Here is a 23,606-nt window from a genome sequence, read left to right as displayed (position 1 = left end):
GACCGATAGGAACGCGCAGGCGTGCCACTTCGGTCCCGATTTCACGCTACTTCGCAAGGACACCACGAATGGACGATCAGGACAACGGCGTCACCGCGCCCGACCAGGCTTTCGCGAACGGCGAGGACACGATTCCCGCGGCCGGCCTGATCTCGCAATATGTGAAGGACCTGTCGTTCGAGAACCCGAACGCGCCCGCCGTCTACCAGAACCAGACCCCGCCGGCGATCGACGTGCAGTTCAACATCGGTGCGGCGCAGGTCGGCGACGAAGTGCACGAGGTCGTGCTGAAGATCGACGTCCGCGCCGAGAGCGAGGGGCAGGTCGCGTTCATCGTAGACCTTTCCTATGCGGGGCTGTTCGGGCTGCGCAACATTCCGGCCGAGCATGTTCAGCCGTTCCTGCTGGGCGAGGCCCCGCGCCTCCTGTTCCCGTTCGCCCGCCGCGTGCTGTCGGATGCGGTGCGTGACGGTGGCTTCCCGCCGCTGCTGCTCGAGCCGATCGACTTCTCGCAGCTGTACCTCCAGCAGTCCGAGCAGCAGGGTATCCAGCCCAACGTCGGCGATTTCGGCCAGGCCTGATCGAACCGGGGGCGGAGCGCGCTTAGATGAACCTCACCAAGGCGCTGGGATCGGTCGGCGGGCTGACGCTTGCCAGCCGGGTCCTGGGGCTGGTGCGCGACTCGCTGTTCGCGCGGTTCGTCGGCGCCGGGTTCGCATCGGACGCGTTCCTGATCGCGTTTCGCCTCCCCAACATGTTCCGCGCGCTTTTCGCGGAGGGCGCTTTCTCCGCTGCGTTCATCCCGATGTTCAACCGGAAGGTCGGCGACAAGGATGGCCGCGGGCTGCCCGACGGGATCGCGTTCGCCGAGGATGCGCTGTCGGTATTGCTGCCGACGCTGATCGTGATGACGGTGCTGTTCGAGATCGCCGCGTGGCCGATGACGTGGCTGCTGACCTTCGGGTTCAACGGCGCGAGCGCGGAGCGGTTCGACTATGTCGTCCACCTCTCGCGGATCATGCTGCCGTATCTGCCGCTGATCAGCCTCGTGTCGCTGCTCGGCGGCATCCTCAATTCGCTGCACAAATTCTGGATCAACGCGGCCGCGCCGATCCTGCTCAACGCGACGCTGATCGCGGCGTTGTTGCTGTTCCACGAGCACGACCCGCTGCTGACGTCGCGCAATCAGGGCATCGCCGTCACCGTATCGGGTGCGTTGCAGCTTCTCTGGCTGATCTACGCGTGCCGGGCATCGGGCGTGAAGCTTCGGCTGAAGCGCCCGCAACTCAATCCCGACGTGAAGAAGCTCATGGCGTTGATCTGGCCTGCCGCAGCCGGAGCCGGCGCGGTGCAGATCAACCTCGTCGTCTCGACCGCGCTTGCCGCGGCGCTGCTGCCGGCGGGCTCGGTCTCGTATATCTATTTTGCCGACCGGCTGAACCAGCTCCCCTTGGGCCTGATCGGGATCGGTCTCGGTACCGTCCTGCTGCCGACGATCTCGCGCCAGCTCGGGCGCGGCGAGGACGGCGAGGCGATGGCGACGCAGAACCGCGGGATGGAGCTCGCGCTGTTCCTGACGCTGCCCGCGACGGTCGCGCTGATCGTGTGCGGGGTGCCGATCGTCGGGGCGTTGTTCCAGCACGGCAAGTTCACGCTGGAGGATAGCGTGCTGACGGCGCAGGCGCTGGCGGCGTTCTCGATCGGGTTGCCGTCGTACATCCTCGTGAAAGTCCTCACGCCCGGCTATTACGCTCGCTCCGACACACGCACGCCGGTGCGGTATGCGACGATGTCGATGGTCGTGAACCTCGTCCTCAACCTCGCCTTCATCAAGCCGCTGGGGCATATGGGCCCGCCGCTCGCTACCGCGATCGCGAGCACGGTGAACGTCGCGATGCTGTACCGGACCCTCGTGCGGCGTGGGCATTTCACGCCGGACGCGCGGTTGCGGCGGCGGACGTGGCGGTTGCTGGCCGCCGCGCTGATCATGGGCGTGGTGATGTATTTTCTCAACGACCTGTTCCAGCCGTTCGTGACCGGGACCAGCGTCCAGCGCTGGGGGGCGATGCTGGTGCTGGTGACGACCGGCGGCGTGGTCTATGCGATCGCGACGTTGCTCACCGGTGCGTTCCGGCTGGGCGACATCTCCACGCTTCTGCGTCGTTCCAAATAAGGTAGTTCCTGTGCGCGTTGTCTCTGGCATCAAGCCGACCGGTAATCTCCACCTCGGCAATTACCTGGGGGCGGTGAAGCAGTGGGTGGCGCTGCAGGACGACGTCGCGGCGCAGGGCGGCGAGTCGATGTTCTTCATCGCCGATCTTCACGCGCCGACCGAATGGATCGCGCCGGCTGAGCTTTCATCGCACACGATCGAGGTCGCCGCGACGATGATCGCCGCGGGGATCGATCCGGCGAAGTCGATCCTGTTCAACCAGGCGCGCGTGCCCGCGCACAGCGAGATGGCGTGGCTGCTCAACACCGTCGCGCGCGTCGGCTGGCTCAATCGCATGACGCAGTTCAAGGACAAGGCGGGCAAGAACCGCGAGGGCGCGAGCGTCGGGTTGTACGACTATCCGGTCCTGATGGCGGCCGACGTGCTGCTCTACAACGCGACGCACGTGCCGGTGGGCGAGGACCAGAAGCAACATCTCGAATTGGCGCGCGACATCGCGACCAAGTTCAACGGCGACTACGGGGTGGACCTGTTCACGCTGCCCGCGCCGCTGATCAGCAAGGCGGCGCCGCGGATCATGAGCTTGCGCGATGCGTCGGCGAAGATGTCGAAGTCCAACCCGTCCGAGCAGTCGGTGGTCAAGCTGATCGACAGCGACGACACCATCGCCGACAAGTTCCGCAAGGCGAAGACCGATCCCGACGTGTTGCCCGCGACGGTCGAGGAACTGGGCGACCGCGCCGAGGCGCGCAACCTGCTGACGATCTACGCGGCGTTGGCGGATAGCGACGTGGCGACGGTACTCAGCGAGTTCGGCGGGAAAGGCTTCGGCGCGTTCAAGCCTGCGCTCGCGGACCTGGCCGTGGCTAAGCTAGGGCCGATCCGCGACGAGATGGTGCGATTGCTGGACGATCGCAGCGCGGTGACAGCGGTGTTGCAGGCGGGTGCGGAGAAGGCGCGTGTGTTGGCGGCACCGGTGTTGAAGCAGACACAGGACGCGATGGGGTTGCAGGTCTAAGGACCGCTTCCCCCCTCCCTGGAAGGGAGGGGTTGGGGGTGGGTCGGCTTCCGCAGTGTGGAACCGGTGTGGCTCAAACCGACCAACCCACCCCCTGCCCTCCCTTCCAGGGAGGGGGGCAGAACTCAGTATGGACATCAGCTTGTTCCCCCGCGAAGGCGGGGGTTCAGACTGGGCTCCCGGCTTCGCGGGAGACCATGAAAGCGTAGGCTGGCTTAGCCTTCCAGCTCGCGCATCAGCACGCGGACCGCGGCGTCGATATCCCGGTCCGAATCGCGCAGTTCCTCGATCTTGCGTACCGCATGGATCACCGTCGAGTGATCGCGGCCACCGAATTTGCGCCCGATCTCCGGCAGCGAGCGGGTCGTCAGCCGCTTCGCCAGATACATCGCGATCTGGCGCGGTCGTGCCACCGCCCGGGCGCGCCGCGCGGAAATCAGGTCGAGCGGCTTCAGTTCGAAATGCGCGGACACGAGCTTCTGGATCTCGTCGATCGTTACGCGCTTCTGCGCGCCGCGCAGCACCTCACCCAACGTCGCGACCGCGAAATCGAGGTCGATCGTGTCGCCCGTCAACTGCGCATACGCAACGACCCGGTTGAGCGCGCCTTCCAGCTCGCGAATGTTCGCGTGAATACGCGCCGCGAGCAGGTCGAGCACGTCGGTGGGCACGCGCATGTCGGGCAGGTCGACCAGCTTCCGGTCGAGGATCGTCCGGCGCAGCGTCAGGTCGGGTGCCTTGATGTCCGCGACGAGGCCGACCGACATGCGGCTGACGATCCGCGCCTCGACGCCTTCGAGCGCCTGCGGGCAGCGGTCGGCGGAGATCACCAGCCGCTTGCCCGCCGCCATGATCTCGTTGACCGTGTGGAAGAATTCTTCCTGCGTCGCGTCCTTGCCGGCGATGAACTGCAGATCGTCGATCAGCAGCAAATCGGCACCACGCAGCCGCTGCTTGAAGGCATGCGTATCGCGCGCGCGCATCGACGCGACGAAATCGTACATGAACCGCTCGGCGGACATGCACAGCACGACCGCGTGCGGGTTATGTTCGAGGAACGCGTGGCCGATCGCGTGCATGAGGTGGGTCTTGCCCTGCCCCGTGCCGCTGTGGAGGAACAGCGGGCTGAACCGGACCGGCCCCGGCTCGGCAAGCACCTTGGCTGCGTTGAACGCGACCTTGTTCGACGGATCGACGACGAAACGCGCGAAGGTGTAGCGTGGATCGAGTGGTGGCCGCTCGGCGGGCACGCCGACCGGCGCCATGGTCACGACGGGCGCCGGTGCCGGCTTCAGCGACGGATCGACACCGAACTTCATCGAAACCTGCGCGGGCTCGGCCGCCGGCTTGGCAGCGGGCCTGGGAGCAGGCTGGGCCTCGACCGGCAGCGGATCGGCCACGGGCCGGGGCGCAACGACGTTCGCCACCGGCTCGATCGCGAGCACGACGGGCGCGCGGCCCGGCGCCCTGGTCTCGATCTGGACGGTACGGACGTTGGGCAGGATCTGCTTGAATTCGAGCACCAGCCGGTCCGCATAATGATTGCGGACCCAGTTGGTCATGAACGCCGACGGCAATGCGAGCCTGATCGTGTCACGGTCCTCGCCGGGGATCAGCTCGATCGGCTTCAGCCACTGCTCGAACAACCGCGCGCCGGCCGACTCGCGCAAGGATGCACGAACGCGAGCCCAGGCCTTTTCGGCCTCGCTCGCATGCGTCACAGATCCTTGCCACTTCGTCACGCGCACACTTCTCCGACCCCGCGAGATTGCTCGCGCGGGTGATATAGTCCCGACAGAAAATGGTCCCCCTGACGACCCCAAGGGTCATCCGGCATCTTCGCCCTGTTTGTTGATGCAGCGGTGGAAACCACCGTCGCTGTGAGCCCCGTTATGAAGCGATCGACGATCCTAGCAAGGCCCCGACGCGTCACATTTTCGAAATAAAGCGGGTTGACTTGACCAAGCCGCGGAAATGCGTCGATATTTTTATAAGTCGCTGTCTTTACGCATTTTTTGCAATTTCCGCGATTGCGTGACGTGATTCTCGACCATACGAATCGTGGCGAATCCTAGGGTTATGCGGACTCCCCGCCGGTTCCCTTCGCAGACGCAAAAAACCCGCCGGGAAGGTCCCGACGGGTGATCAGCTTCGACAATGATCGGTCGCTTAGGCGAGCCCGGTCACGGCCTTGGTCAGACGCGCGAACTTGCGGCTCGCGGTGTTCTTGTGCAGCACGCCCTTGGCGACGCCACGCTGAAGCTCAGGCTGTGCGGCCGCGAGTGCGGTGGTCGCTGCGCCCTTGTCGCCCGAAGCCAGTGCGGCCTCGACCTTCTTGATGAAGGTACGGATACGGCCGACGCGGTTGCCGTTCACTTCCGCGCGACGGTCGTTGCGACGGATACGCTTTTTCGCCTGCGGCGTGTTCGCCATGAAGCCCTCTGGATGTTCGAATGAATAAAAAGGGGCGCCGGATTGCTCCTACGCCCTCTCGAAGCCGCGGCCCTACTCACTTTGCTCCCGTGCGTCAACCGAAACGGTCAACCGCGTTGGCACTTCGCGCACCAGAAGGTCGAGCGCCCGCCCTCGGTGCGGCGCTTGACGATAGCGCCGCATTCGCATGCCTCGCCCTCGCGACCATAGACGCGCCATTGCTTGGAGAAATAGCCGAGTTCGCCGTCCGGCCGCACGTAATCGCGGAGCGACGATCCGCCCGCCAGGATCGCGGCGGTCAGCACCGTCCGAATCGCCTCGACGAGTCGCTCGAGTCGAAACAGCGAGATCCGCCCCGCCGCGCGTGACGGCGCGATCTTCGCCATGTGCAGCGCCTCGCACACATAGATGTTGCCGAGCCCCGCGACGATTCGCTGGTCGAGCAGCATTGCCTTGATCGACGCCCCCCGCCCCTCGAGCGCTTCCAGCAGATACGGCGCGGTCAGGTCGGGCCCGAGCGGCTCCGGCCCCATGCTGAGGAAAGGCGGATAATGGGCGATATCGTCCGTCGCCCATAGATCGAGAAAGCCGAACCGCCGCGGATCGTTGAGCGCGACGGTCCGCCCCGCCGCCGTGCCGATCAGCAAATGATCGTGCGCGAGCAGTTCGCTCGGATCGACTCGCCAGCGTCCCGACATGCCGAGGTGGAACACCAAAGTATCGCCGCGATCGGTATCGATCAGCCCGTATTTGGCACGACGCCCCAGATGCGTGACGGTCGCGCCGGTCATTCGCTGGCGAAGGTCGACCGGGATGGCCTTGCGCAGGTCCGCACGGCGCGGCTCGACCGAGGTCAGGCGCTGGCCCTTCAACACGGGCTCCAGCCCGCGGACGGTGGTTTCGACTTCTGGTAATTCTGGCACGGTTTGCAGCTAGGTTGCGTTTGCTCGCGCCACAAGGCGCGGCTAGAGCGCAGGATATGAACGACTTGATCGCGCCCGCGCCCGCTTCGACGCCCGCTACCGTCTCCTTCGGCTATGAAGACATCCCTGCTACCGAGAAGACCGCTCGTGTCGGTGGCGTCTTCACTAACGTCGCGTCGAAATACGACCTGATGAACGATGCGATGTCGGGCGGCATGCACCGGCTGTGGAAAGACCGCTTCGTCCGCCGCGTGAAGCCGCGCGAAGGCGAGCAGATCCTCGACATGGCCGGCGGCACGGGTGACATCGCGTTCCGCATGGAGCCATCAGGCGCGTCGATCACGGTCGCCGACATCAACCCGCAGATGCTCGAAGTCGGCATGCAGCGCGCGCAGAAGCGCGGTCTGGACGGGCTGGTCTGGACCGAAGCCAATGCCGAGACGCTGACCTTCCCCGACAAGTTCTTCGACGCGTACACGATCGCGTTCGGCATCCGTAACGTGACGGACATCCCGAAGGCTCTCCGCGAGGCGCACCGCGTCCTGCGGCGTGGCGGGCGCTTTTATTGCCTCGAATTCTCGACGACGGTGTGGCCTGGGTTCGCCGAGGTGTACGATGCGTACTCGCACAAGATGGTCCCGAAGCTCGGCCAGCTTCTGGCACAGGACGCCGACAGCTATCGCTACCTGATCGAATCGATCCGTCGTTTCCCGGACATGCCCAAGTTCAAGGGCATGATCGCGGACGCCGGCTTCGTGCAGACGAAGGTCGAGCCGTTGCTGGGCGGCCTGGTCGCGATCCACAGCGGGTGGAAGATCTAGTGATCACGCGAAGGCGCGAAGTGGCGAAGAATGGTTCACGCGGAGACGCGGAGACGCGGAGAGTAAGTGGGCGCGAAGGCGCCAGGTCTTGCGCGCGTCAGCGCTTTGCTAGCCATTCGCCAATGGTGAAAAGCCGCTTCCGCGGCGAAGCCAAACACCCCCGCGCCTCTGCACCCCTGCGCGAACCAGTTCTTCCTTCTCTCCGCGTCTCCGCGTCTCCGCGTGAACCAATCTATCTTCGCGCGCCTTCGCGTGAACAAAACCCTTCGCAAGGCGCTCCGACCCAGTGACCGCCTCAACCACTCACATATGGCGACTCCTGAAATGGGGCCGTATCCTCGCCCGCCACGGCGCGCTGCGCGGGATCGAGCGCGACCCGAACACGCCAGCCCCCGTCCGTCGTCTCGCCCGGATAGCCCGGTTCGGCGCTCGCGTGCCCGCAGTGCCGCGCTACGCCGATGCGTTCCAGGCGATCGGACCCGCGGCGATCAAGCTCGGCCAGACGCTCGCCACTCGCCCCGATCTCGTCGGTGAAGACGCTGCGCACGATCTGCTGAGGCTCCAGGACCAGCTCTCCCCCGTCCCCTACGAGACGATCGAAGCGGCGATGCTGGCGAGCTTCGGCAAGCCGCTGGAGACGCTGTTCTCGCGGATCGAACCGATCCCGGTCGGCGCCGCGTCGATCGCGCAGGTCCACCGCGCGGTCACCACCGACGGCCGCCAGGTCGCCGTCAAGGTCCTGCGCCCCGGCGTCGAGGACGATTTCGCACGCGCGATCGACACGTACAGCTGGGCCGCAGCGCAACTCGAGGCGCTCAGCCCCGAGGCGATGCGCCTGCGCCCTCGCCTCACGATCGAGACGTTCAAGCGCTGGACGCTGCGCGAACTGAACTTCCGCCGCGAAGCCGCCTCGGCATCCGAACTCGCGGAAGGCATGACCGCAGAGGCCGATTTCGTCATCCCCGCGATCGACTGGGCGCGCTCGACCAACAAGGTCATGACGATCGAGTGGATCGACGGCATCAAGCTGTCCGACCGCTCGGCGCTCGTCGCAGCCGGCTACGACCTTCCCGCACTTGCCAACACGCTCGTCCGCGCGTTCCTTCGCCAGGCGATCGCCGATGGGTTCTTCCACGCCGACATGCACCAGGGCAACCTGTTCGCGCTGCCCGGCAATCGGATCGCCGCGATCGACTTCGGCATCATGGGCCGGATCGACCGGCGCGCGCGCGTCTGGCTCGCGGAGATCCTCTACGGGCTGATCACGGGTAATTATAAACGCGTCGCCGAGATCCATTTCGAGGCGGGCTACGTCCCCGCGCATCACGACGTCGCAGAATTCGCCACCGCGTTGCGTGCGGTCGGCGAGCCGATGCGGGGCCTGCCGGTCAAGGACATGTCGATCGGCATGATGCTCGACAGCCTGTTCTCGATCACGCGCGATTTCGACATGGTGACGCAGCCGCATCTGCTGCTGCTCCAGAAGACGATGGTGATGGTCGAGGGCGTGGCGACCAGCCTGAACCCCGACATCAACCTTTGGGAAGCTGCCGAGCCGTTCGTCCGCGACTGGATCCGCGGCGAGCTGGGACCCGAGGCGATGATCGCCGACCGCCTCATCGAGGATTTCCGCACGCTGACCCGGCTCCCCGAACTGGTCCGCCGGATCGAAGCGCATTACCCCGCCCCCGGTGGCGCACCACCGACGATGCCGCTGCGCGAGATCGAAGTGATCCGGATCGGTGGAGGGTGGCGTTACGGTCTGGTCGCGGTGCTCGCGGCGGCCGCCGGAGTCGTGACGACGCTGCTTCTTGGTTGAGGGCATGAAGACGCGCCGCGGCGCCCCGCTATGGACGACCGGCGCGACCCGGTTCGCGGGCATGCCGTCGGCGCAGGCTCGGATCGGTCTCGTGCTGTTCCTGTTGTTCCTGGCGGCGTGCCTCAGCGCGATCGCGTCGCCGGGCCCCCGGCCCAGCGTCGACTGGGATTCCGCCCCCCGCTCGGTCGCGATCGATGCCCCGCCACCCGGCCAGACCGACATGTTGCTGTACGAGACGATCGTCGCCGACATCCGCGGGGGATCCCCCTATTATGCCGCCGCCGCCGAGGCGCAACGGATGGGGCACTACCCGCTGAAGCCCTTCTTCGCGGTCCGCCTGCCCACCTTGGCGGTCGTCGAGGCGACGCTGCCCCCGCTGCTGGTCAGCCTGATGTTGCTCGCGTTGTGCATCGGCACGGTCCTCGCCTGGGTAGCGCGGCTTGGTCCGGAAACGGCGGGCGTCGTTCCGCTCGGCGCAATCGGGTTGCTCGTGATCGCGGGCCTGTACGTGAACCTCGATGCGAGGTTCGTCGTCTTCCACGAGGTATGGGCAGGGCCGTTGATCGCGCTGTCGCTGGCGTTGCGCCGTCCCTGTCGCTGGCTGCCCGCAGTCGCGTTCGGGCTGTCGGCGATGCTGATCCGCGAGACCGCCTTGCTGTACGTGGCGATCATGGCGGTCTTCGCCTGGGTCGAGGGGGAGCGCCGCGAGACGCTGGGCTGGCTCGGCGCGATCGGCGTGTTCGCGGTCGTCCTCGCGGCGCACGCCCATGCCGTCTCGCTGGTCGGCGGGCCGCTCGACCGCGTGTCGCAGGGGTGGAGCGGGCTCGAGGGATTCGGGTTCTACGTCAGGCTCGCAACCATCTCGTCGGGTCTCGACATCCTGCCGCAATGGCTCGCCTCGCTGGTGCTGGGCACGGCGCTGTTCGGCTGGCTGGCGTGGCGCGATGCGGTCGCGTCGCGCGCGCTGGTCGTGTTCGCCGCCTATGCCGCGCTGATCTCGCTGTTCGCCCGCAGCGACAATTTCTACTGGGCGCTGATGACCACGCCGGTACTGCTGGTCGGGTTGGTGTTCGCGGTCGACGGCCTGCGCGACCTGATCGCGGCGGCCCGCGATACGCGGCGCATTACGGTGACGCGCGTTATCCGCTAGGGTCGCGCCCATGAAACGCATCCTCCTGATCGTCGGTGGCGGGATCGCCGCCTACAAGGCCGCCGAACTGATCCGCCTGCTCAAGACGCGCGGGTACGCGGTGCGGTGCGTGATGACCGAGGCAGCGCATCATTTCGTCACGCCGATGACGCTCGCAGCACTCAGCGAGGACAAGGTCTACACGACGCTGTGGGACCTCAAGGACGAGGCCGAGATGGGCCATATCCAGCTCAGCCGCGAGGCCGACCTGATCGTCGTCGCGCCCGCCACCGCGGACCTGATGGCGCGGATGACGGCGGGGCTAGCGAACGACCTCGCGACGACGCTGCTGCTCGCGACCGATACGCCGGTGCTGGTCGCGCCGGCGATGAACGTCCGCATGTGGGGCCACGCCGCGACCGTCCGCAACGTGGCGCAGCTTCGTGCCGACGGCGTGACGGTGATGACGCCGGACGAGGGGATCATGGCGTGCGGGGAATATGGTCCGGGCCGCCTGCCCGAGCCGCCCGCGATCGTCGCGGCGATCGAAGCGCTGCTCGCCCCCGCCCCGCCGCAGCGGCTCGCTGGGCGCCACATCCTCGTCACCGCCGGGCCGACGCACGAGCCGATCGACCCGGTCCGCTACATCGCCAACCGCTCGTCGGGCAAACAGGGCTTCGCGATCGCCGCAGCGCTCGCACGGCTCGGCGCGCGCGTGACGCTGGTCGCGGGGCCGGTGACGCTGCCGACTCCGCAGGGCGTCGACCGGATCGATGTCGAGACCGCACGGGAGATGACGGATGCGGTGGGCCGCGCGCTACCCGCCGACGCGGCCGTCATGGTGGCCGCCGTCGCGGACTGGTACGTCGAGTCTTCCCAGCAGAAGATCAAGAAAGGCGACGCCACGCCGACGCTGACGCTTGCGGAAAATGCCGATATTCTCGCTACTTTGGCGCGCAGCCCGCATCGCCCTCGCCTGCTGGTCGGGTTCGCGGCGGAGACCGAGCGCGTGATCGAGCATGCCGTCGCCAAGCGCGTTCGCAAGGCCGCGGACTGGATCGTCGCCAACGACGTCTCGGGCGACGTGATGGGCGGCGCGGAGAATAGCGTCCATCTCGTCACCGAAACCGGCGTCGAAAGCTGGGAGTGCCTGCCCAAGGACGCGGTCGCCGCCCGACTGGCAAACCGCATCGCCGATGCGCTAGAAGCCACATCATGATCCGTATCGAACTGAAGCGCCTGCCGCACGGCGAGGGCCTGCCGTTGCCCGTCTATGCGACCGACGGTGCCGCCGGGATGGACGTCGTCGCGGCCGAAGCGCTGACGCTCGCCCCCGGCGCACGCGCCGCCGTCGCGACCGGCTTCGCGATCGCCATTCCGGCCGGCCACGAGGTCCAGGTCCGCCCCCGCTCCGGCCTCGCGCTGAAGCACGGGGTTACCTGCCTCAACACGCCCGGCACGATCGACAGCGACTATCGCGGCGAAGTGAAGGTGATCCTCGCCAATCTCGGCTGGGAGCCGTTCGCGATCGCGCGCGGCGACCGGATCGCGCAGCTTGTCCCCGCAGTCGTTCTCCGCGCGACGCTCGACGAAGTCGCGGCGCTCGACGACACCTCGCGCGGCGCGGGCGGCTTCGGATCGACCGGCCGATGATCGCCGCTCTCCTCCTCCTGCTTCAGGCCGCGGCGCCCCCGGTCCTGCTTCCCGCCGCGCAGACCACGCCGGTAGCCAGTACGCTGCCGCCGCAGGACTGGAGTGCGTTGCCGGTCCTGCGAATCCGTGGACGGGAGACCACGCTCGCCAACACCTCCGCCTACGTCCATGGCGAAGTCGTCGCCGGTCGCTGCGCGCACGTCGTCCGCACGACGCAGGGTTGGGCACTGACCGTCGACCTCGCCGTGCTGATCACGCCCGACGGCCGAGTCCGCCGGGTGACGCCGCGCGCGATCGACTGCCCGACGGTCGAGCAATACGCCGCCGGCGTAATCCTGGGCGCGCGCGATGCGATCGACGTCGTCGATGCGGACACCGACACCTGGTATCGCACCAGCCTGACGTTCGCCTGGGGCGCATGACCCTCTCCGACGACGAACTCACCCGGTACGCACGCCATATCGTCCTCAAGGAATTCGGTGGCACCGGACAGGCGCGGCTGAAGGCGGCGACCGTCGCGATCGTCGGCGCAGGCGGCATCGGCTCCCCCGCGATCCAATATCTCGGTGCGGCGGGTGTGGGCCGGCTGATCCTGATCGACGACGACAGCGTCGAGCCGTCGAATCTCCAGCGCCAGACGATCTTCACGACCGCGGATACCGGTATCGCCAAGGTCGACGCCGCTGCGGCCGCCATAAAGCGGATCAACCCGCACGTCGCGGTCGAGACCTACCGCGTGCGGATCGACGTTTCGAACGTGGCGGACCTGCTCGCGGGCGCCGATGTCGTGCTCGACGGCTGCGACAATTTCGCGACGCGGTTCTGCGTCGCCGATGCCGCACATGTCGCGAGAATCCCGCTCGTATCCGCCGCGGTCGGCCAGTTCGAGGGGCAGCTCGCCACCTATCGCGGATGGGAACCGGACAAGCCGTGCTACCGCTGCTTCGTCGGCGAAGATCCCGAGCGCGCCGAGACGAGTTGCGCCGAGGATGGCGTACTCGGCCCCGTCACTGGCGTGATCGGCAGCCTCGCCGCGCTCGAGGTGTTACGCGCGATTGCACCGTTCGGTGACGATCCCGCCGGCAAATTGCTGCTGATCGACCTGCTCGCACTCCGTTTTCGCACGATACGTCTCCCCAAGGATCCGGGATGCAAATCTTGCACTAAAAGCGAGGCTTCGCGGTAAGTTATCGGCAAGTTTAATTTGCACGCCCGTCGAAACTGTCTTGATAAGAAGTAGGGTCCGGTAAACTTCTTACAGTATTTCTTTTGCATTGCGGCAAATGACGCTACTGCTGCCCGCAAGGGGGACAGCATGTGCGTCCGACGATCTTATGAAGATGGAAATCGGCGTTTTCAGCCGGGCCATGTCGCCACCACGTGGCAAGCCCGCGAAAACTTGGCGGCCGAGCGCATCGTTGCTCAGAATTCGCGTGATTATTGGTATACTTACGATCGATACGGCATGCATCATTATCAGCTATCTCACGGCAGCTGGTTTGCGCGGCGTCTTCATCAAGGACACGACGTGGATCGTAATACTCGCGATGCTGATCCCGATTTTTATAGTTACCACACTCAATAACAGTAGCTATGCCCCTGTAAATCTTCGTGATCCCTTCCGATCAGTGGCGCGGGGATTGCAGGCTTACGCACTCGCGATATGCGCGGTCATCTTTATCGCCTTCAGCATCAAGGCCAGCACTGCATTTCCACGTCTTGTCGTCGCAACGGGTTCTGTCTTTTCCGTTCTTTCTCTGGCGCTTGGACGCTTCCTGTTCGTCCGCTACCTGCCCTCAATCATCGGCGGAAACCCATTCAGCGTCGTTCTGCTGCATGATCCGGGTCAACTCATCCCGCGAGGCGACTTCTCCATCGTCATTGCGTCGGATACCTATTTCGATCCCGATTACCATGATCCCGTCATGTATGACTGGCTCGCGAAGTCGCTGTCGGGTGCGGATCGGGTCATCGTCGCGTGCAGTCCCGAGCGTCGGCTCGCCTGGGCACAAGCGCTGAAGGGCGCGAATATCCAGAGTGAGATATTCATGCCCGAATTGAACGCGTTGGCACCCCTGGGAATCAGCGCGCACGGCGACACACCGACGGTTATCATCGCCAACGGGCCGCTGGTCCTGTTCGACCGTTTCGTAAAGCGAAGCTTCGACGTGCTGCTGGCCAGCTGTGCGCTGATAACGCTGATGCCCGTCTGGATACTCATCGCGCTCTCGGTGAAGCTCGACTCGCGCGGGCCGATCTTCTTCAGCCAGATCCGGATCGGTCGCAGCAACCAGATGTTCCGCCTGATGAAGTTTCGCAGCATGCGCGTCGACCACAGCGACGGTACAGGGGCGCGGTCGACATCGCGCGACGACGACCGGATCACGCGCGTCGGCAAATTCATCCGCAGCACCAGCATCGACGAACTGCCGCAGTTGCTGAACGTCCTGAGGGGCGACATGAGTATCGTCGGCCCGCGACCGCACGCACTCGGCTCGCGCGCCGCGGACAAATTATTCTGGGAAGTCGACCAGCGATACTGGCATCGCCATGCCGCCAAGCCCGGCCTGACCGGTCTCGCCCAGGTTCGCGGCTATCGCGGCGCGACGTTGTACGAGGACGATCTGCGCAACCGGCTCCAGGCGGATCTGGAGTATCTCGAGCATTGGTCGATCTGGCGCGACATCGAGATCATCCTACTGACCTTCCGCGTCCTGCTGCACCGGAACGCCTTCTGACGTTCCGGTAAGCGGGCCGCTCGCGTTGCTAGCTCAGCCTGCCAGCAGGTTCGTTGCGAAGGTGCGAATGCCGGGCCCGATGTCGTCGCGGGCCAGGGCGATCGCCAGATTGGCCTGGATATAACCGGCCTTGTCGCCGCAATCATAACGCTGGCCATCGAAGGTGAAGCCGTGGAACGGCTGGTTGCCGATCAACTGCGCCATCGCATCGGTGAGCTGAATCTCGCCGCCGGCACCCTTTTCCTGCGTCTCGAGGATCCGCATCACCTGGGGCTGGAGGATGTAGCGCCCCGGGATCATCAGGTTCGACGGCGCGGTGCCGCGCTTGGGCTTTTCGACGAGCGCCGTCACTTCGGTCAGCCGACCGTCGATCGCACCCGGTGAAATGATGCCGTATTTGTCGGTTTCCGAATCGGGCACTTCGAGCGCGCCGATCACGTTGCCGCCGACCTGGTTATAGGCCTCGACCATCTGCTTCATGAAGCCGGGCTTCCCGACCATCAGCTCGTCGGGGAGCAGGACCGCGAAAGGCTCGTCGCCGACGATCTCGCGCGCGCACCAGACCGCATGGCCCAGACCGAGCGGCTCCTGCTGGCGGACATAGACCGGCGAGCCGGGCTTCATCCGGATATTGCTGATCGCGTCCAGCGACTTGCCGCGCGACCGCATCGTATCCTCAAGCTCGTACGAGATGTCGAAATGATCCTCGAGCGCGCCCTTGTTGCGGCCCGTCACGAAGATGATCTGCTCGATCCCCGCCTCGAGCGCTTCCTCGACCGCATATTGGATCAGCGGCTTGTCGACGACGGTGAGCATTTCCTTCGGCATGGCCTTGGTGGCCGGCAGGAAGCGCGTACCCAGTCCTGCGACCGGAAACACGGCCTTGCGGAGTGGCTTTATGGTCATTCGATGCTCCCTTTGATCTCGCTGTGTCGTCTACCGGTCGGTACGCTCACGCGCAAATCGATGCAGTGAATTAGGGCGTCATTAAAGACGTTGGTCTAGAGCTGCATCATGTCCAAAGTTCTCGTCATCTTCGGCACGCGCCCCGAAGCGATCAAACTCTTTCCGGTGATCCGTGCGTTGGCCGCGATCCCCGGCCTGACCGTCCGCACCTGCGTCACGGCACAGCACCGCGGGCTGCTCGATCAGGTGCTGGCGATCGCCGGTCTCGTGCCGGATATCGATCTCGACCTGATGGAACCGGGACAGACGCTCGATCGCCTTACCGCGCGGCTGCTGATCGGGCTCGGCGAGGTCATGGATGCCGAGAAGCCCGATCTGGTCATCGTGCAGGGCGACACCGCGACCGCGATGACGGGGGCGCTCGCCGCCTATTACCGCAAGGTGCCGGTCGCGCACGTCGAGGCGGGGCTCCGGTCGGGCGACATCTACCATCCCTGGCCCGAGGAGGTGAACCGTCGCATCGTCGCGCCGATCGCGACGCTGCATTTCGCGCCGACCGACACCGCCGCGCAGGCGCTGCGGCGCGAGACGATCGCCGAGGACACGATCCACGTCACCGGCAACACCGTGATCGACGCGCTGCACTGGACCGCGGACCGCGTCGCGGCGGACCCGTCGCTCGCCGCCGGGCTCGACCCGATCGCCACGCGCTTCGCCGGCAAGCGGATCATCCTCGTCACGACGCATCGCCGCGAGAATTTCGGCGACGGCATGGCCGCGATCGCGCGGGCGATCGGGCGGATCGCGGAGCGCGACGACGTCGCGGTGCTGTTCCCGGTCCACCCGAACCCGAACGTCGTGTCGGTGATGGACGACATCCTCGGCACCCGCGCCAACGTCGCGCGGATCGAACCGCTCGATTACCCGCACTTCGTCCGCGCGCTCGGCATGGCGGATATCGTCCTCACCGATTCGGGCGGGGTGCAGGAGGAGGCGCCTGCACTCGGCAAGCCCGTACTCGTGATGCGCGAGACCACCGAGCGCCCGGAAGGCGTCGCGGCCGGCACCGCCAGGTTGATCGGCACCGACGAGGACCGCATCGTTTCCGAAATCTTCACTCTGCTCGACGACACGTCGCGCTACACCGCGATGGCCCGCGCCCATAACCCGTTCGGGGATGGCCATGCCGCCGCCAAAATCGCAAAGGTCGTTGCGCATGCTGTCGGACTCTAACCTCACCGTCGTCGTCCTGGGGCTCGGTTATATCGGCCTTCCCACCGCGGCGATCATCGCGCGGACGGGGGCGCAGGTGCTGGGCGTCGACGTCACCGAATCGGTCGTGGAGACGGTCAATTCGGGCCGCGTGCATATCGAGGAGGTCGATCTCGACGGGCTCGTCTCGGGCGTGGTCGCACGCGGCACGTTGCGCGCCTCGACCGCGATCGAGCCCGCCGACGTGTTCGTGATCGCGGTGCCCACCCCGTTCGATGCGGATCACGCGCCCAACATCCGCTACGTCCTCGACGCCGCGACGACGATCGCATCGGTGCTGAAGACGGGCGATACGATTATCCTCGAATCGACCTCGCCGGTCGGCACCACCGAGAAGGTCCGCGACCTGCTGGCAAGCTTGCGCCCCGACCTGCGCGTACCGGGCAAACCCGGCGACCAGGCGGATATCGCGATCGCCTATTGCCCGGAGCGGGTGCTACCGGGGCGCATCCTGGTCGAACTGATCGACAACGACCGCGTGATCGGCGGGATTACGCCGCGGTGCGCACGCAAAGCCCTGACCTTCTACCGCCGCTTCGTGCGCGGGGCGTGCGTGACCACGACTGCGCGGGCGGCGGAGATGACGAAGCTCACCGAGAACGCGTTTCGCGACGTCAACATCGCGTTCGCCAACGAATTGTCGCTGATCGCCGACACGATGGGCGTCGACGTGTGGGAGGTCATCCGCCTCGCCAACCGCCACCCGCGCGTCAACATCCTCCAGCCCGGTCCCGGCGTCGGCGGGCATTGCATCGCGGTCGATCCGTGGTTCCTGGTGCATGCCGCGCCCGAGCAGACGCCGCTCATCCGCACTGCACGCGAGGTCAACGACGGCAAGACCGACCACGTCATCGCGCAGGTCGCGGCGCTGGTGCAGGCGTCACCGGATGCGATCGTCGCGTGCCTGGGCCTCGCGTTCAAGGCGAACATCGACGACTTCCGCGAGAGCCCTGCCCTCAAGGTCGCCGAAGCGGTCGCGCGGCAGTTCGGCGACCGGGTGCGGATCGTCGAGCCCTATGCGCAAACCTTGCCGGCGGTGCTGGCGGATACCGGCGCGACGCTGATCGACGTCGATACCGCGATCGAGACGTGTTCGATCATGATCGTGCTGGTCGACCACGACGTCTTCAAGTCGATCCCGCTCGAGGAACGCGCCGACAAGGCTGTGCTCGACACGCGCGGCATCTGGCCGGACCAGCCGCGTGCGTCGCTGCCCGCGGTCAGCGCAGCGGCACGTTTCGAGTCGCAACGACTGGCGGGATGATCGGCCGCGTCGCGGTCGCGGCGATATCGCGCGCAGCGGCTTCGAGCGCCTCGGCGCGTGCCTTCGACGAGGCATGCGTGCGACTGCGGAACAGCCCGCCGTCGATCGCGCCGCCCTTGCTCCGCCAGAATTTCGGGGCCGACATCGGATCGTACCCGGCGTTGGCGAGCAGGTAGATGCCGAGCAGGTCCGCCTGGTCCTCGGTCTCGCGAATCAGGCGGCCGTTGCGCCCGAGTTCCGCCAGCAGACCGCGGTTGATCTTCGCCGCATCGAGCCGCGCACGATGACGCAGGATGTTGTGCGAGAGTTCGTGCGCGACGACGACCGCGATCTCCTCATCGGTATAGCCTTCGAAGAACCGCTCGCCGAGCTGCACGATCGCCCCGTCCGCGCTGGCATCCAGGCCGCTGCCCAGCAGGATCTCGAACCGCGACCGGCATCCGGTCACCGGCGTGATCGTGATCGGCAGGCGCTTGCCGTCGCGCAACACCGTCAGCCGCAGCGGCTTTCCCGCCGGCGCGTTGGTGATGACCGCCTCCGCCGCGTCGCGTGCCGCCGCGCTTTCGGGCGCATTGGCGGACGGCAGGCCGGGTTGCGGCCGATCGTCGATCGCCACGATCGAGTCGTTGGGCCGAACCCCCGCGCGATCCGCGGGACCGCCGGCAACAACTGCCTCGACGCCGATCGTCGATTCGAACCCGAACGTCGCCGTGGCACCCTTGCGCGCATCGGGACCATATTGCGTCAAGGCGTGGATCGGCATCCCGACCTGGGGCTGGAGCCGATCGCACAGCGCCGCGTTCGCCGTGGTCAGGCGGTAGGCGATCGTCGCCAGTCGCAGATCCGCGCTGCGCAACGTGTCGAAGAAAGCCGCCGATGGGGCCTCACCGCCGACCGGCATCGGCGGCGCAGCCATGACCCCGGCGGCCAGCGCGGCGGGCAAGACTGCAGGAACGACCGCAGGCACGACTGCAGTCACGGCCGCCGTCAGCATCAGGAACGGCACGAAGCGCGGGATCATCGACATGACCCCCTTTAGCCGCCGCGCGTCCGACCGTCATGCTGCATGACCGCACGCGCAGAGCGTTCTGCCGCGGCGATGCGTTGCGACCTGTGGCCGAACGTCCTATGCGACCGCATGCGCGCGGCAGCCCGGATCGTCCGTTCGATCAGGTCACGTACATCTTCCTCCCCACATCGATAGCAGCATGATTTCAAAGCTTTTCAAGTCCCGTAGCGTTGCCAAGACGATCCAACCGCAAATTCCGACAGGTCGCCGCGTCTATGCCGTCGGTGACATTCATGGCCGTGCCGATCTTCTCGACGAATTGATCGCCCTGATCGAAGCGGATGAGCGTGACCGCGGTGCAGCGGAAACGACTCTGATATTCCTCGGCGACATCGTCGATCGCGGACCTGCCTCGGCGGCGGTGATCGACCGGTTGCGGGGGCTCGCGCATGACCGGTCCGACGTCCGATTCCTGCTGGGCAATCACGAGGAAATCTTCCTGGGCGCGCTCGACGGCGAACCCAAGGCGCTCAGGTTGTTCTGCAGGATCGGCGGCCGAGAGACCGTGCTCAGCTACGGCATGGAGGCCGCGGAATACGAGCGCCTCGATTACGAGGAGCTCGTGCAGCGCCTCGAAGCACTGGTACCTGACGAACACCGCGAGTTCCTGCGCGCGTTCGAGGACATGATCGTGATCGGCGACTACGCGTTCGTCCATGCGGGCGTACGTCCCGATACGCCGCTCGACCTGCAGCGCACGTCCGACCTACGCTGGATTCGCGACCCGTTCCTCGATCACCGCTCGACGCTCGAAAAGACGATCGTCCACGGTCACACCATGACCGACGAAATCGAGCGACGCGGGCACCGAATCGGTATCGACACAGGCGCCTATACGTCGGGGCGCCTGACCGCCCTGGGCATGGAAGGCAGCGAAACCTGGTCGCTACAGACCGGCACCGCCATCGGACCGAAGACGAACTGACGCGTCCCACCGCGAATATCATGCGGTTTGCACGCGAACGCTTTCTTCGTGCAGCGCCTCCGCTATAGAGAAACAGCGGAAGTGTGTGTTGCACTGCCGCAACAGTGCGATTCTCTTCGCGTTGTTACAAAGGGCCTTAGTTGCGTTGGGTAAGGTTTTATGCCATTGCCTGCCGCGACGAGCACAAAGGGAGTTCATCATGCGTCTTGGGAAGTACATCCTGACCGCAGCAGCAGCCACGATGGCAGTTGCTCCGGCCATGGCAGCACCGGCAAATCTGTCGGTTGCACATTCGGTCCGTTCGGGTTCGGTTTCGGCTGACAAGAACGAGCTCGCTGGCGGCGGCATCATCGTTGCGGTTCTCGCAGCAGCTGCAGTTATCGCCGGTATCGTTATCGTTGCAGACAACGACGACGATTCGGACAGCAACTAAGTCTTACGACTTTAGTTCGAGAAATAGCGGTCTAAGGGCCGCTATTTTTTTGCCTGTTGTCCTGGAATGTGCAGGCCGGCGAGGTCCCAGGCGCTGCTCGCGGCAGCGCAGCGGACGCGATACAGCGCTGCTTATGATCCTTGTCCCGCCCCAGCCGTCGTTAACGACCGGCGTTCGGCATCTACACGTTGGAACTGGCTAATTAGCGACTCTTGCTCAGGACCGACGTAACCAGACGAACACCCTGCGGCGTGCGAGTTGCCTCTCAACAACCAACGCGACGCTTGATCTCCAGATCGAACGCGCACCCGAGCAACGGGCTTGGAGATCAGCCCGAACGCAAAACGCGCCCCGCAATGAAGCGAGGCGCATTGCAGATCCGATATTCAAGTGCGGCACGGGTTCACCCCATACCGCCGCCCCGCTTACTGCGAAGGCGGCGTCTGCGCGCCACCCGGCATGCCGCTCGGGGCACCACCCGGCATACCACCAGCAGCGCCGCGACCCATCTGGGCCTGTGCCTGCATCTGCTGCACCACGCTCTGCGGCAGGAAATCGAGCAGCTCGACGTCGAAGACCAGCGTCGAGTTTGCCGGAATCGGGCCGTTTGTCTTATCACCATATCCAAGCGAGGGCTTCACCCAGAACCGGTACTTCGAGCCCTTCGGCATCAGCTTGAGCCCCTCGGAGAAACCGGGAACCACGGCCGCCACGGGGAACGGCGTCGGCTGCTGCGACTTGTCGAAGGTTGTGCCGTTGAGCAGCTTGCCCTCGTAGTTCACCAGCGCGACGTCCGCGTCGGTCGGCTTGGCCGCGCCGGACTTGCCGGGCGCGATCACCTTGTACTGCAGGCCTGAGGCGGTGACGATCACGCCCCGCGCGCGGGCATTGCGAGCCAGGGGATCGTCACCCTGACGCGCGAGTGCAACTGCGGCGATCAGCGCGAGCGCGATACCGACCCAGAGGTAGACGAGGTAGCTGCGCTTGGTTGGCTGCAGCGGCACTGCGGTGACGGTCGACATCGGATAAGGCCCCGGTCATCTGGTCACGCCGGAGCGCCGCGCGTGCCGTTGAAAAGCAATTGGGGGTGCCGATCACGACACCCCCGGTTCACCGGCCCACCCGCTTGCCGGGCACGGCCGATCAAGTCTTAGCGTGCGCCGTCGCGCTCTGCGCGCTTGCGGTCCATCTTGCGCGAACGACGGATCGCCGCTGCACGCTCGCGCGCCCGCTTCTCGGACGGCTTCTCGTAATGCCGGCGCAGCTTCATCTCGCGATACACGCCCTCGCGCTGCAGCTTCTTCTTAAGCGCGCGAAGGGCCTGGTCGACGTTATTGTCGCGTACGATGATCTGCATAAATCCGTGAAGCTCCGGTCGAATAGATTTTTGCCGTCGCGAACAGGTCCGCGCCGCATGAACTGGGCCCCCTATCAGCGCAGCCCCCTTGTTTCAAGCCAAACCACCTGATCCAGCGAGTCCGGCCACGACGTCGACGCCTTTGCGAGACGGCACATGCAACGCTAAGAGCAGCCGCATGACCCGCATTCCCCTGACGCTATATAACAGCCTCTCGCGCCAACTCGAGACGTTCCAGCCGATCGATTCGACCGATGTCGGGCTCTACACCTGCGGGCCGACGGTCTATAATTACCAGCATATCGGCAACATGCGCGCGTTCCTGTTCGCCGACACGCTGGGCCGCGTGCTGCGATGGAAGGGGTGGCCGACGACCCACATCATCAACATCACCGATGTCGGGCACCTGACCTCCGACGCCGACGTCGGCGACGACAAGATGGAAAAGGCGGCCGCTGCGCAGGGGCGCTCGATCTGGGAGATCGCGGCCTATTATACCGACGTGTTCAAGCGCGACGTCGCGCGCCTCAACATCGTGCCGCCGGCGCGCTGGGCGGTGGCGACGGATCACATCGCCGAAATGATCGCGTTCGCCAAACAGATCGCACCGAAGCATTGCTACATGCTCGACAGCGGGCTGTATTTCGACGTGACGACCGTTCCCGATTACGGGCGCCTGGCGCGCGCCGCGACCGACGATGTCGAAAGCCGGATCGAGCCCGTCGCCGGCAAGCGCAACCCACAGGACTTCGCGATCTGGCGTACGTCCACGCCTGGCGAAAACCGCCAGATGGAATGGGATTCGCCCTGGGGTCGCGGGGCGCCCGGCTGGCACCTCGAATGCTCGGTGATGAGCAAGCATTATCTCGGCGCGCATTTCGACATCCACACCGGCGGGATCGATCACCGCGAGATCCACCATCCCAACGAGATCGCGCAGAACCAGGCGCATTGCGATTGCGCGGATACCGGCGCGAGCGTCTGGATGCACAACAACTTCCTGGTCGAGCGCGCCGGCAAGATGTCGAAGTCGACCGGCCAGTTCACGACGATGCAGACGATCGTCGATCGCGGCTTCCACCCCCTCGCCTACCGACTGATGTGCCTTCAGGCGCACTATCGCAGCGAGCTCGAATTCTCGTGGGAGAACCTTGCGGCGGCAGCGGTCCGGCTGAAGCGCCTGGTGCAGGCGATCGAGACGTTGCGCGCACGCGAACCCGGTGGCCCGTCGGGTAGCGCGCATGCCTATGCCGATCGGCTGGAGGAGGCGGTCTCGGACGACCTCGCCACGCCGCGCGCGTTGCCAATCCTCGACGAACTGCTCGCGGACAAGCGCGTCGCGCCTGCGGACCGTGTCGCTGCGCTGGACGATTTCGACGCGGTGCTGGGGCTGGATCTGGCCACGATCAACCGTGAGGACCTGCGCATCCGCCCGGTATCGGCGACGATCGACGAGGAGACGATCGCCGCGCGCCTTGCGGACCGCAGCGACGCGCGCGCGGCGAAGGACTTCGAGCGCTCGGACGCGATCCGCGACGAACTGGCGGCGGCCGGCGTCGAGGTGATGGACGGCGACTCGCTCGGCTGGGATTGGAAGATCGCGCTTTAGTACCGCGTGTATCGCGACAGGCTTTCGTGCCATTCAATCCTCCCCGCTAGGGGGAGGTGGCAGG

At 65.7% G+C, this 23,606-nt stretch carries 23 protein-coding genes; 16 read left to right on the top strand and 7 right to left on the bottom strand.

Annotation, left to right across the window (positions count from 1 at the left end; translation table 11 throughout):
- Nucleotides 1-68 precede the first annotated feature (68 nt).
- The 3 genes from secB to trpS are packed head-to-tail and all read left to right on the top strand — an operon-like array spanning nucleotide 69 to nucleotide 3,191.
- Nucleotides 69-581: a protein-export chaperone SecB gene (gene secB, locus AC1MH0_RS16455; RefSeq protein ID WP_480963653.1), complete on the top strand. Its 513-nt coding sequence runs from the start codon at nucleotides 69-71 to the stop codon at nucleotides 579-581.
- Between the two features lie 26 nt (nucleotides 582-607).
- Nucleotides 608-2,173, top strand: coding sequence for a murein biosynthesis integral membrane protein MurJ (murJ, locus tag AC1MH0_RS16450; RefSeq protein ID WP_480963652.1), 1,566 nt, complete (start codon nucleotides 608-610; stop codon nucleotides 2,171-2,173).
- Nucleotides 2,174-2,183: 10 nt separating this feature from the next.
- Nucleotides 2,184-3,191: a tryptophan--tRNA ligase gene (trpS, locus tag AC1MH0_RS16445; protein WP_480963651.1), complete on the top strand. Its 1,008-nt coding sequence runs from the start codon at nucleotides 2,184-2,186 to the stop codon at nucleotides 3,189-3,191.
- A 215-nt stretch (nucleotides 3,192-3,406) separates the two neighbouring features.
- Here the strand turns inward: trpS and dnaA are convergent, their stop codons facing one another.
- From dnaA to mutM, 3 genes are all read right to left on the bottom strand, one after another.
- Nucleotides 3,407-4,933: a chromosomal replication initiator protein DnaA gene (gene dnaA / locus AC1MH0_RS16440; RefSeq protein WP_480963650.1), complete on the bottom strand. Its 1,527-nt coding sequence runs from the start codon at nucleotides 4,931-4,933 to the stop codon at nucleotides 3,407-3,409.
- Between the two features lie 427 nt (nucleotides 4,934-5,360).
- Nucleotides 5,361-5,624 carry a 30S ribosomal protein S20 gene (rpsT, locus tag AC1MH0_RS16435; protein WP_031394736.1) on the bottom strand — a complete coding sequence of 88 codons (264 nt, stop codon included), beginning with the start codon at nucleotides 5,622-5,624 and terminating at the stop codon, nucleotides 5,361-5,363.
- 107 nt (nucleotides 5,625-5,731) lie between these two features.
- Nucleotides 5,732-6,547, bottom strand: coding sequence for a bifunctional DNA-formamidopyrimidine glycosylase/DNA-(apurinic or apyrimidinic site) lyase (mutM, locus tag AC1MH0_RS16430; protein ID WP_480963649.1), 816 nt, complete (start codon nucleotides 6,545-6,547; stop codon nucleotides 5,732-5,734).
- Between the two features lie 56 nt (nucleotides 6,548-6,603).
- On the opposite strand from mutM, the gene AC1MH0_RS16425 reads away from it, so the two are divergent.
- The 8 genes from AC1MH0_RS16425 to AC1MH0_RS16390 all read left to right on the top strand — a co-directional run bounded on the left by AC1MH0_RS16425 (nucleotide 6,604) and on the right by AC1MH0_RS16390 (nucleotide 14,707).
- Nucleotides 6,604-7,368, top strand: coding sequence for a class I SAM-dependent methyltransferase (locus AC1MH0_RS16425; protein WP_480963648.1), 765 nt, complete (start codon nucleotides 6,604-6,606; stop codon nucleotides 7,366-7,368).
- A 286-nt stretch (nucleotides 7,369-7,654) separates the two neighbouring features.
- Complete coding sequence (gene ubiB, locus AC1MH0_RS16420; protein ID WP_480963647.1) at nucleotides 7,655-9,187, top strand: 2-polyprenylphenol 6-hydroxylase; 1,533 nt, start codon at nucleotides 7,655-7,657, stop codon at nucleotides 9,185-9,187.
- Between the two features lie 4 nt (nucleotides 9,188-9,191).
- A complete protein-coding gene (locus AC1MH0_RS16415) occupies nucleotides 9,192-10,337 on the top strand; it encodes a glycosyltransferase family protein (RefSeq protein WP_480963646.1) in 1,146 nt (381 codons plus the stop codon).
- A gap of 10 nt (nucleotides 10,338-10,347) precedes the next feature.
- On the top strand, nucleotides 10,348-11,535 hold the full coding sequence (coaBC, locus tag AC1MH0_RS16410; RefSeq protein WP_480963645.1) for a bifunctional phosphopantothenoylcysteine decarboxylase/phosphopantothenate--cysteine ligase CoaBC: 1,188 nt from the start codon (nucleotides 10,348-10,350) through the stop codon (nucleotides 11,533-11,535).
- Nucleotides 11,532-11,969: a dUTP diphosphatase gene (gene dut, locus AC1MH0_RS16405; RefSeq protein ID WP_480963644.1), complete on the top strand. Its 438-nt coding sequence runs from the start codon at nucleotides 11,532-11,534 to the stop codon at nucleotides 11,967-11,969. The genes coaBC and dut overlap by 4 nt, the downstream gene beginning before the upstream one ends.
- On the top strand, nucleotides 11,966-12,391 hold the full coding sequence (locus AC1MH0_RS16400) for a hypothetical protein (protein WP_480963643.1): 426 nt from the start codon (nucleotides 11,966-11,968) through the stop codon (nucleotides 12,389-12,391). The genes dut and AC1MH0_RS16400 overlap by 4 nt, the downstream gene beginning before the upstream one ends.
- Nucleotides 12,388-13,155: a HesA/MoeB/ThiF family protein gene (locus AC1MH0_RS16395; RefSeq protein ID WP_480963642.1), complete on the top strand. Its 768-nt coding sequence runs from the start codon at nucleotides 12,388-12,390 to the stop codon at nucleotides 13,153-13,155. Before AC1MH0_RS16400 ends, AC1MH0_RS16395 begins: the two co-directional genes overlap by 4 nt.
- Before the next feature lie 148 nt (nucleotides 13,156-13,303).
- The gene (locus AC1MH0_RS16390; RefSeq protein ID WP_480963641.1) at nucleotides 13,304-14,707 is read left to right on the top strand and encodes a sugar transferase; all 1,404 of its coding nucleotides are present in this window, start codon (nucleotides 13,304-13,306) and stop codon (nucleotides 14,705-14,707) included.
- A gap of 33 nt (nucleotides 14,708-14,740) precedes the next feature.
- Here the strand turns inward: AC1MH0_RS16390 and galU are convergent, their stop codons facing one another.
- Nucleotides 14,741-15,613 (bottom strand): UTP--glucose-1-phosphate uridylyltransferase GalU, encoded by an 873-nt coding sequence (galU, locus tag AC1MH0_RS16385; RefSeq protein ID WP_480963640.1) that lies wholly within the window; start codon nucleotides 15,611-15,613, stop codon nucleotides 14,741-14,743.
- Between the two features lie 108 nt (nucleotides 15,614-15,721).
- Between galU and wecB the strand changes: the two genes are divergently transcribed.
- A complete protein-coding gene (gene wecB, locus AC1MH0_RS16380; protein WP_480963639.1) occupies nucleotides 15,722-16,846 on the top strand; it encodes a non-hydrolyzing UDP-N-acetylglucosamine 2-epimerase in 1,125 nt (374 codons plus the stop codon).
- Entirely contained in the window at nucleotides 16,830-18,149 is a 1,320-nt protein-coding gene (gene wecC, locus AC1MH0_RS16375) for a UDP-N-acetyl-D-mannosamine dehydrogenase (RefSeq protein ID WP_480963638.1), read from the top strand. Before wecB ends, wecC begins: the two co-directional genes overlap by 17 nt.
- Here the strand turns inward: wecC and AC1MH0_RS16370 are convergent.
- On the bottom strand, nucleotides 18,106-19,170 hold the full coding sequence (locus AC1MH0_RS16370; protein WP_480963637.1) for a PDZ domain-containing protein: 1,065 nt from the start codon (nucleotides 19,168-19,170) through the stop codon (nucleotides 18,106-18,108). The genes wecC and AC1MH0_RS16370 overlap by 44 nt on opposite strands.
- A gap of 187 nt (nucleotides 19,171-19,357) precedes the next feature.
- Here AC1MH0_RS16370 and AC1MH0_RS16365 point away from each other — a divergent pair, with 187 nt between their 5' ends.
- Nucleotides 19,358-20,143 carry a metallophosphoesterase family protein gene (locus AC1MH0_RS16365; protein ID WP_480963636.1) on the top strand — a complete coding sequence of 262 codons (786 nt, stop codon included), beginning with the start codon at nucleotides 19,358-19,360 and terminating at the stop codon, nucleotides 20,141-20,143.
- Between the two features lie 199 nt (nucleotides 20,144-20,342).
- Nucleotides 20,343-20,576: a hypothetical protein gene (locus AC1MH0_RS16360; protein WP_480963635.1), complete on the top strand. Its 234-nt coding sequence runs from the start codon at nucleotides 20,343-20,345 to the stop codon at nucleotides 20,574-20,576.
- A 425-nt stretch (nucleotides 20,577-21,001) separates the two neighbouring features.
- Here AC1MH0_RS16360 and AC1MH0_RS16355 read toward each other — a convergent pair whose 3' ends face one another.
- On the bottom strand, nucleotides 21,002-21,598 hold the full coding sequence (locus AC1MH0_RS16355; RefSeq protein ID WP_480963634.1) for an FKBP-type peptidyl-prolyl cis-trans isomerase: 597 nt from the start codon (nucleotides 21,596-21,598) through the stop codon (nucleotides 21,002-21,004).
- A gap of 128 nt (nucleotides 21,599-21,726) precedes the next feature.
- Nucleotides 21,727-21,933, bottom strand: a complete 207-nt coding sequence (gene rpsU, locus AC1MH0_RS16350) for a 30S ribosomal protein S21 (protein WP_056411089.1) — start codon at nucleotides 21,931-21,933, stop codon at nucleotides 21,727-21,729.
- Nucleotides 21,934-22,111: 178 nt separating this feature from the next.
- Here rpsU and cysS point away from each other — a divergent pair, with 178 nt between their 5' ends.
- Complete coding sequence (gene cysS, locus AC1MH0_RS16345) at nucleotides 22,112-23,542, top strand: cysteine--tRNA ligase (protein ID WP_480963633.1); 1,431 nt, start codon at nucleotides 22,112-22,114, stop codon at nucleotides 23,540-23,542.
- The last annotated feature ends 64 nt before the right edge of the window (nucleotides 23,543-23,606 follow it).

It is taken from the genome of Sphingomonas sp. AP28 (assembly GCF_056680455.1).
This window is presented reverse-complemented; position numbering and strand designations above follow the sequence as displayed.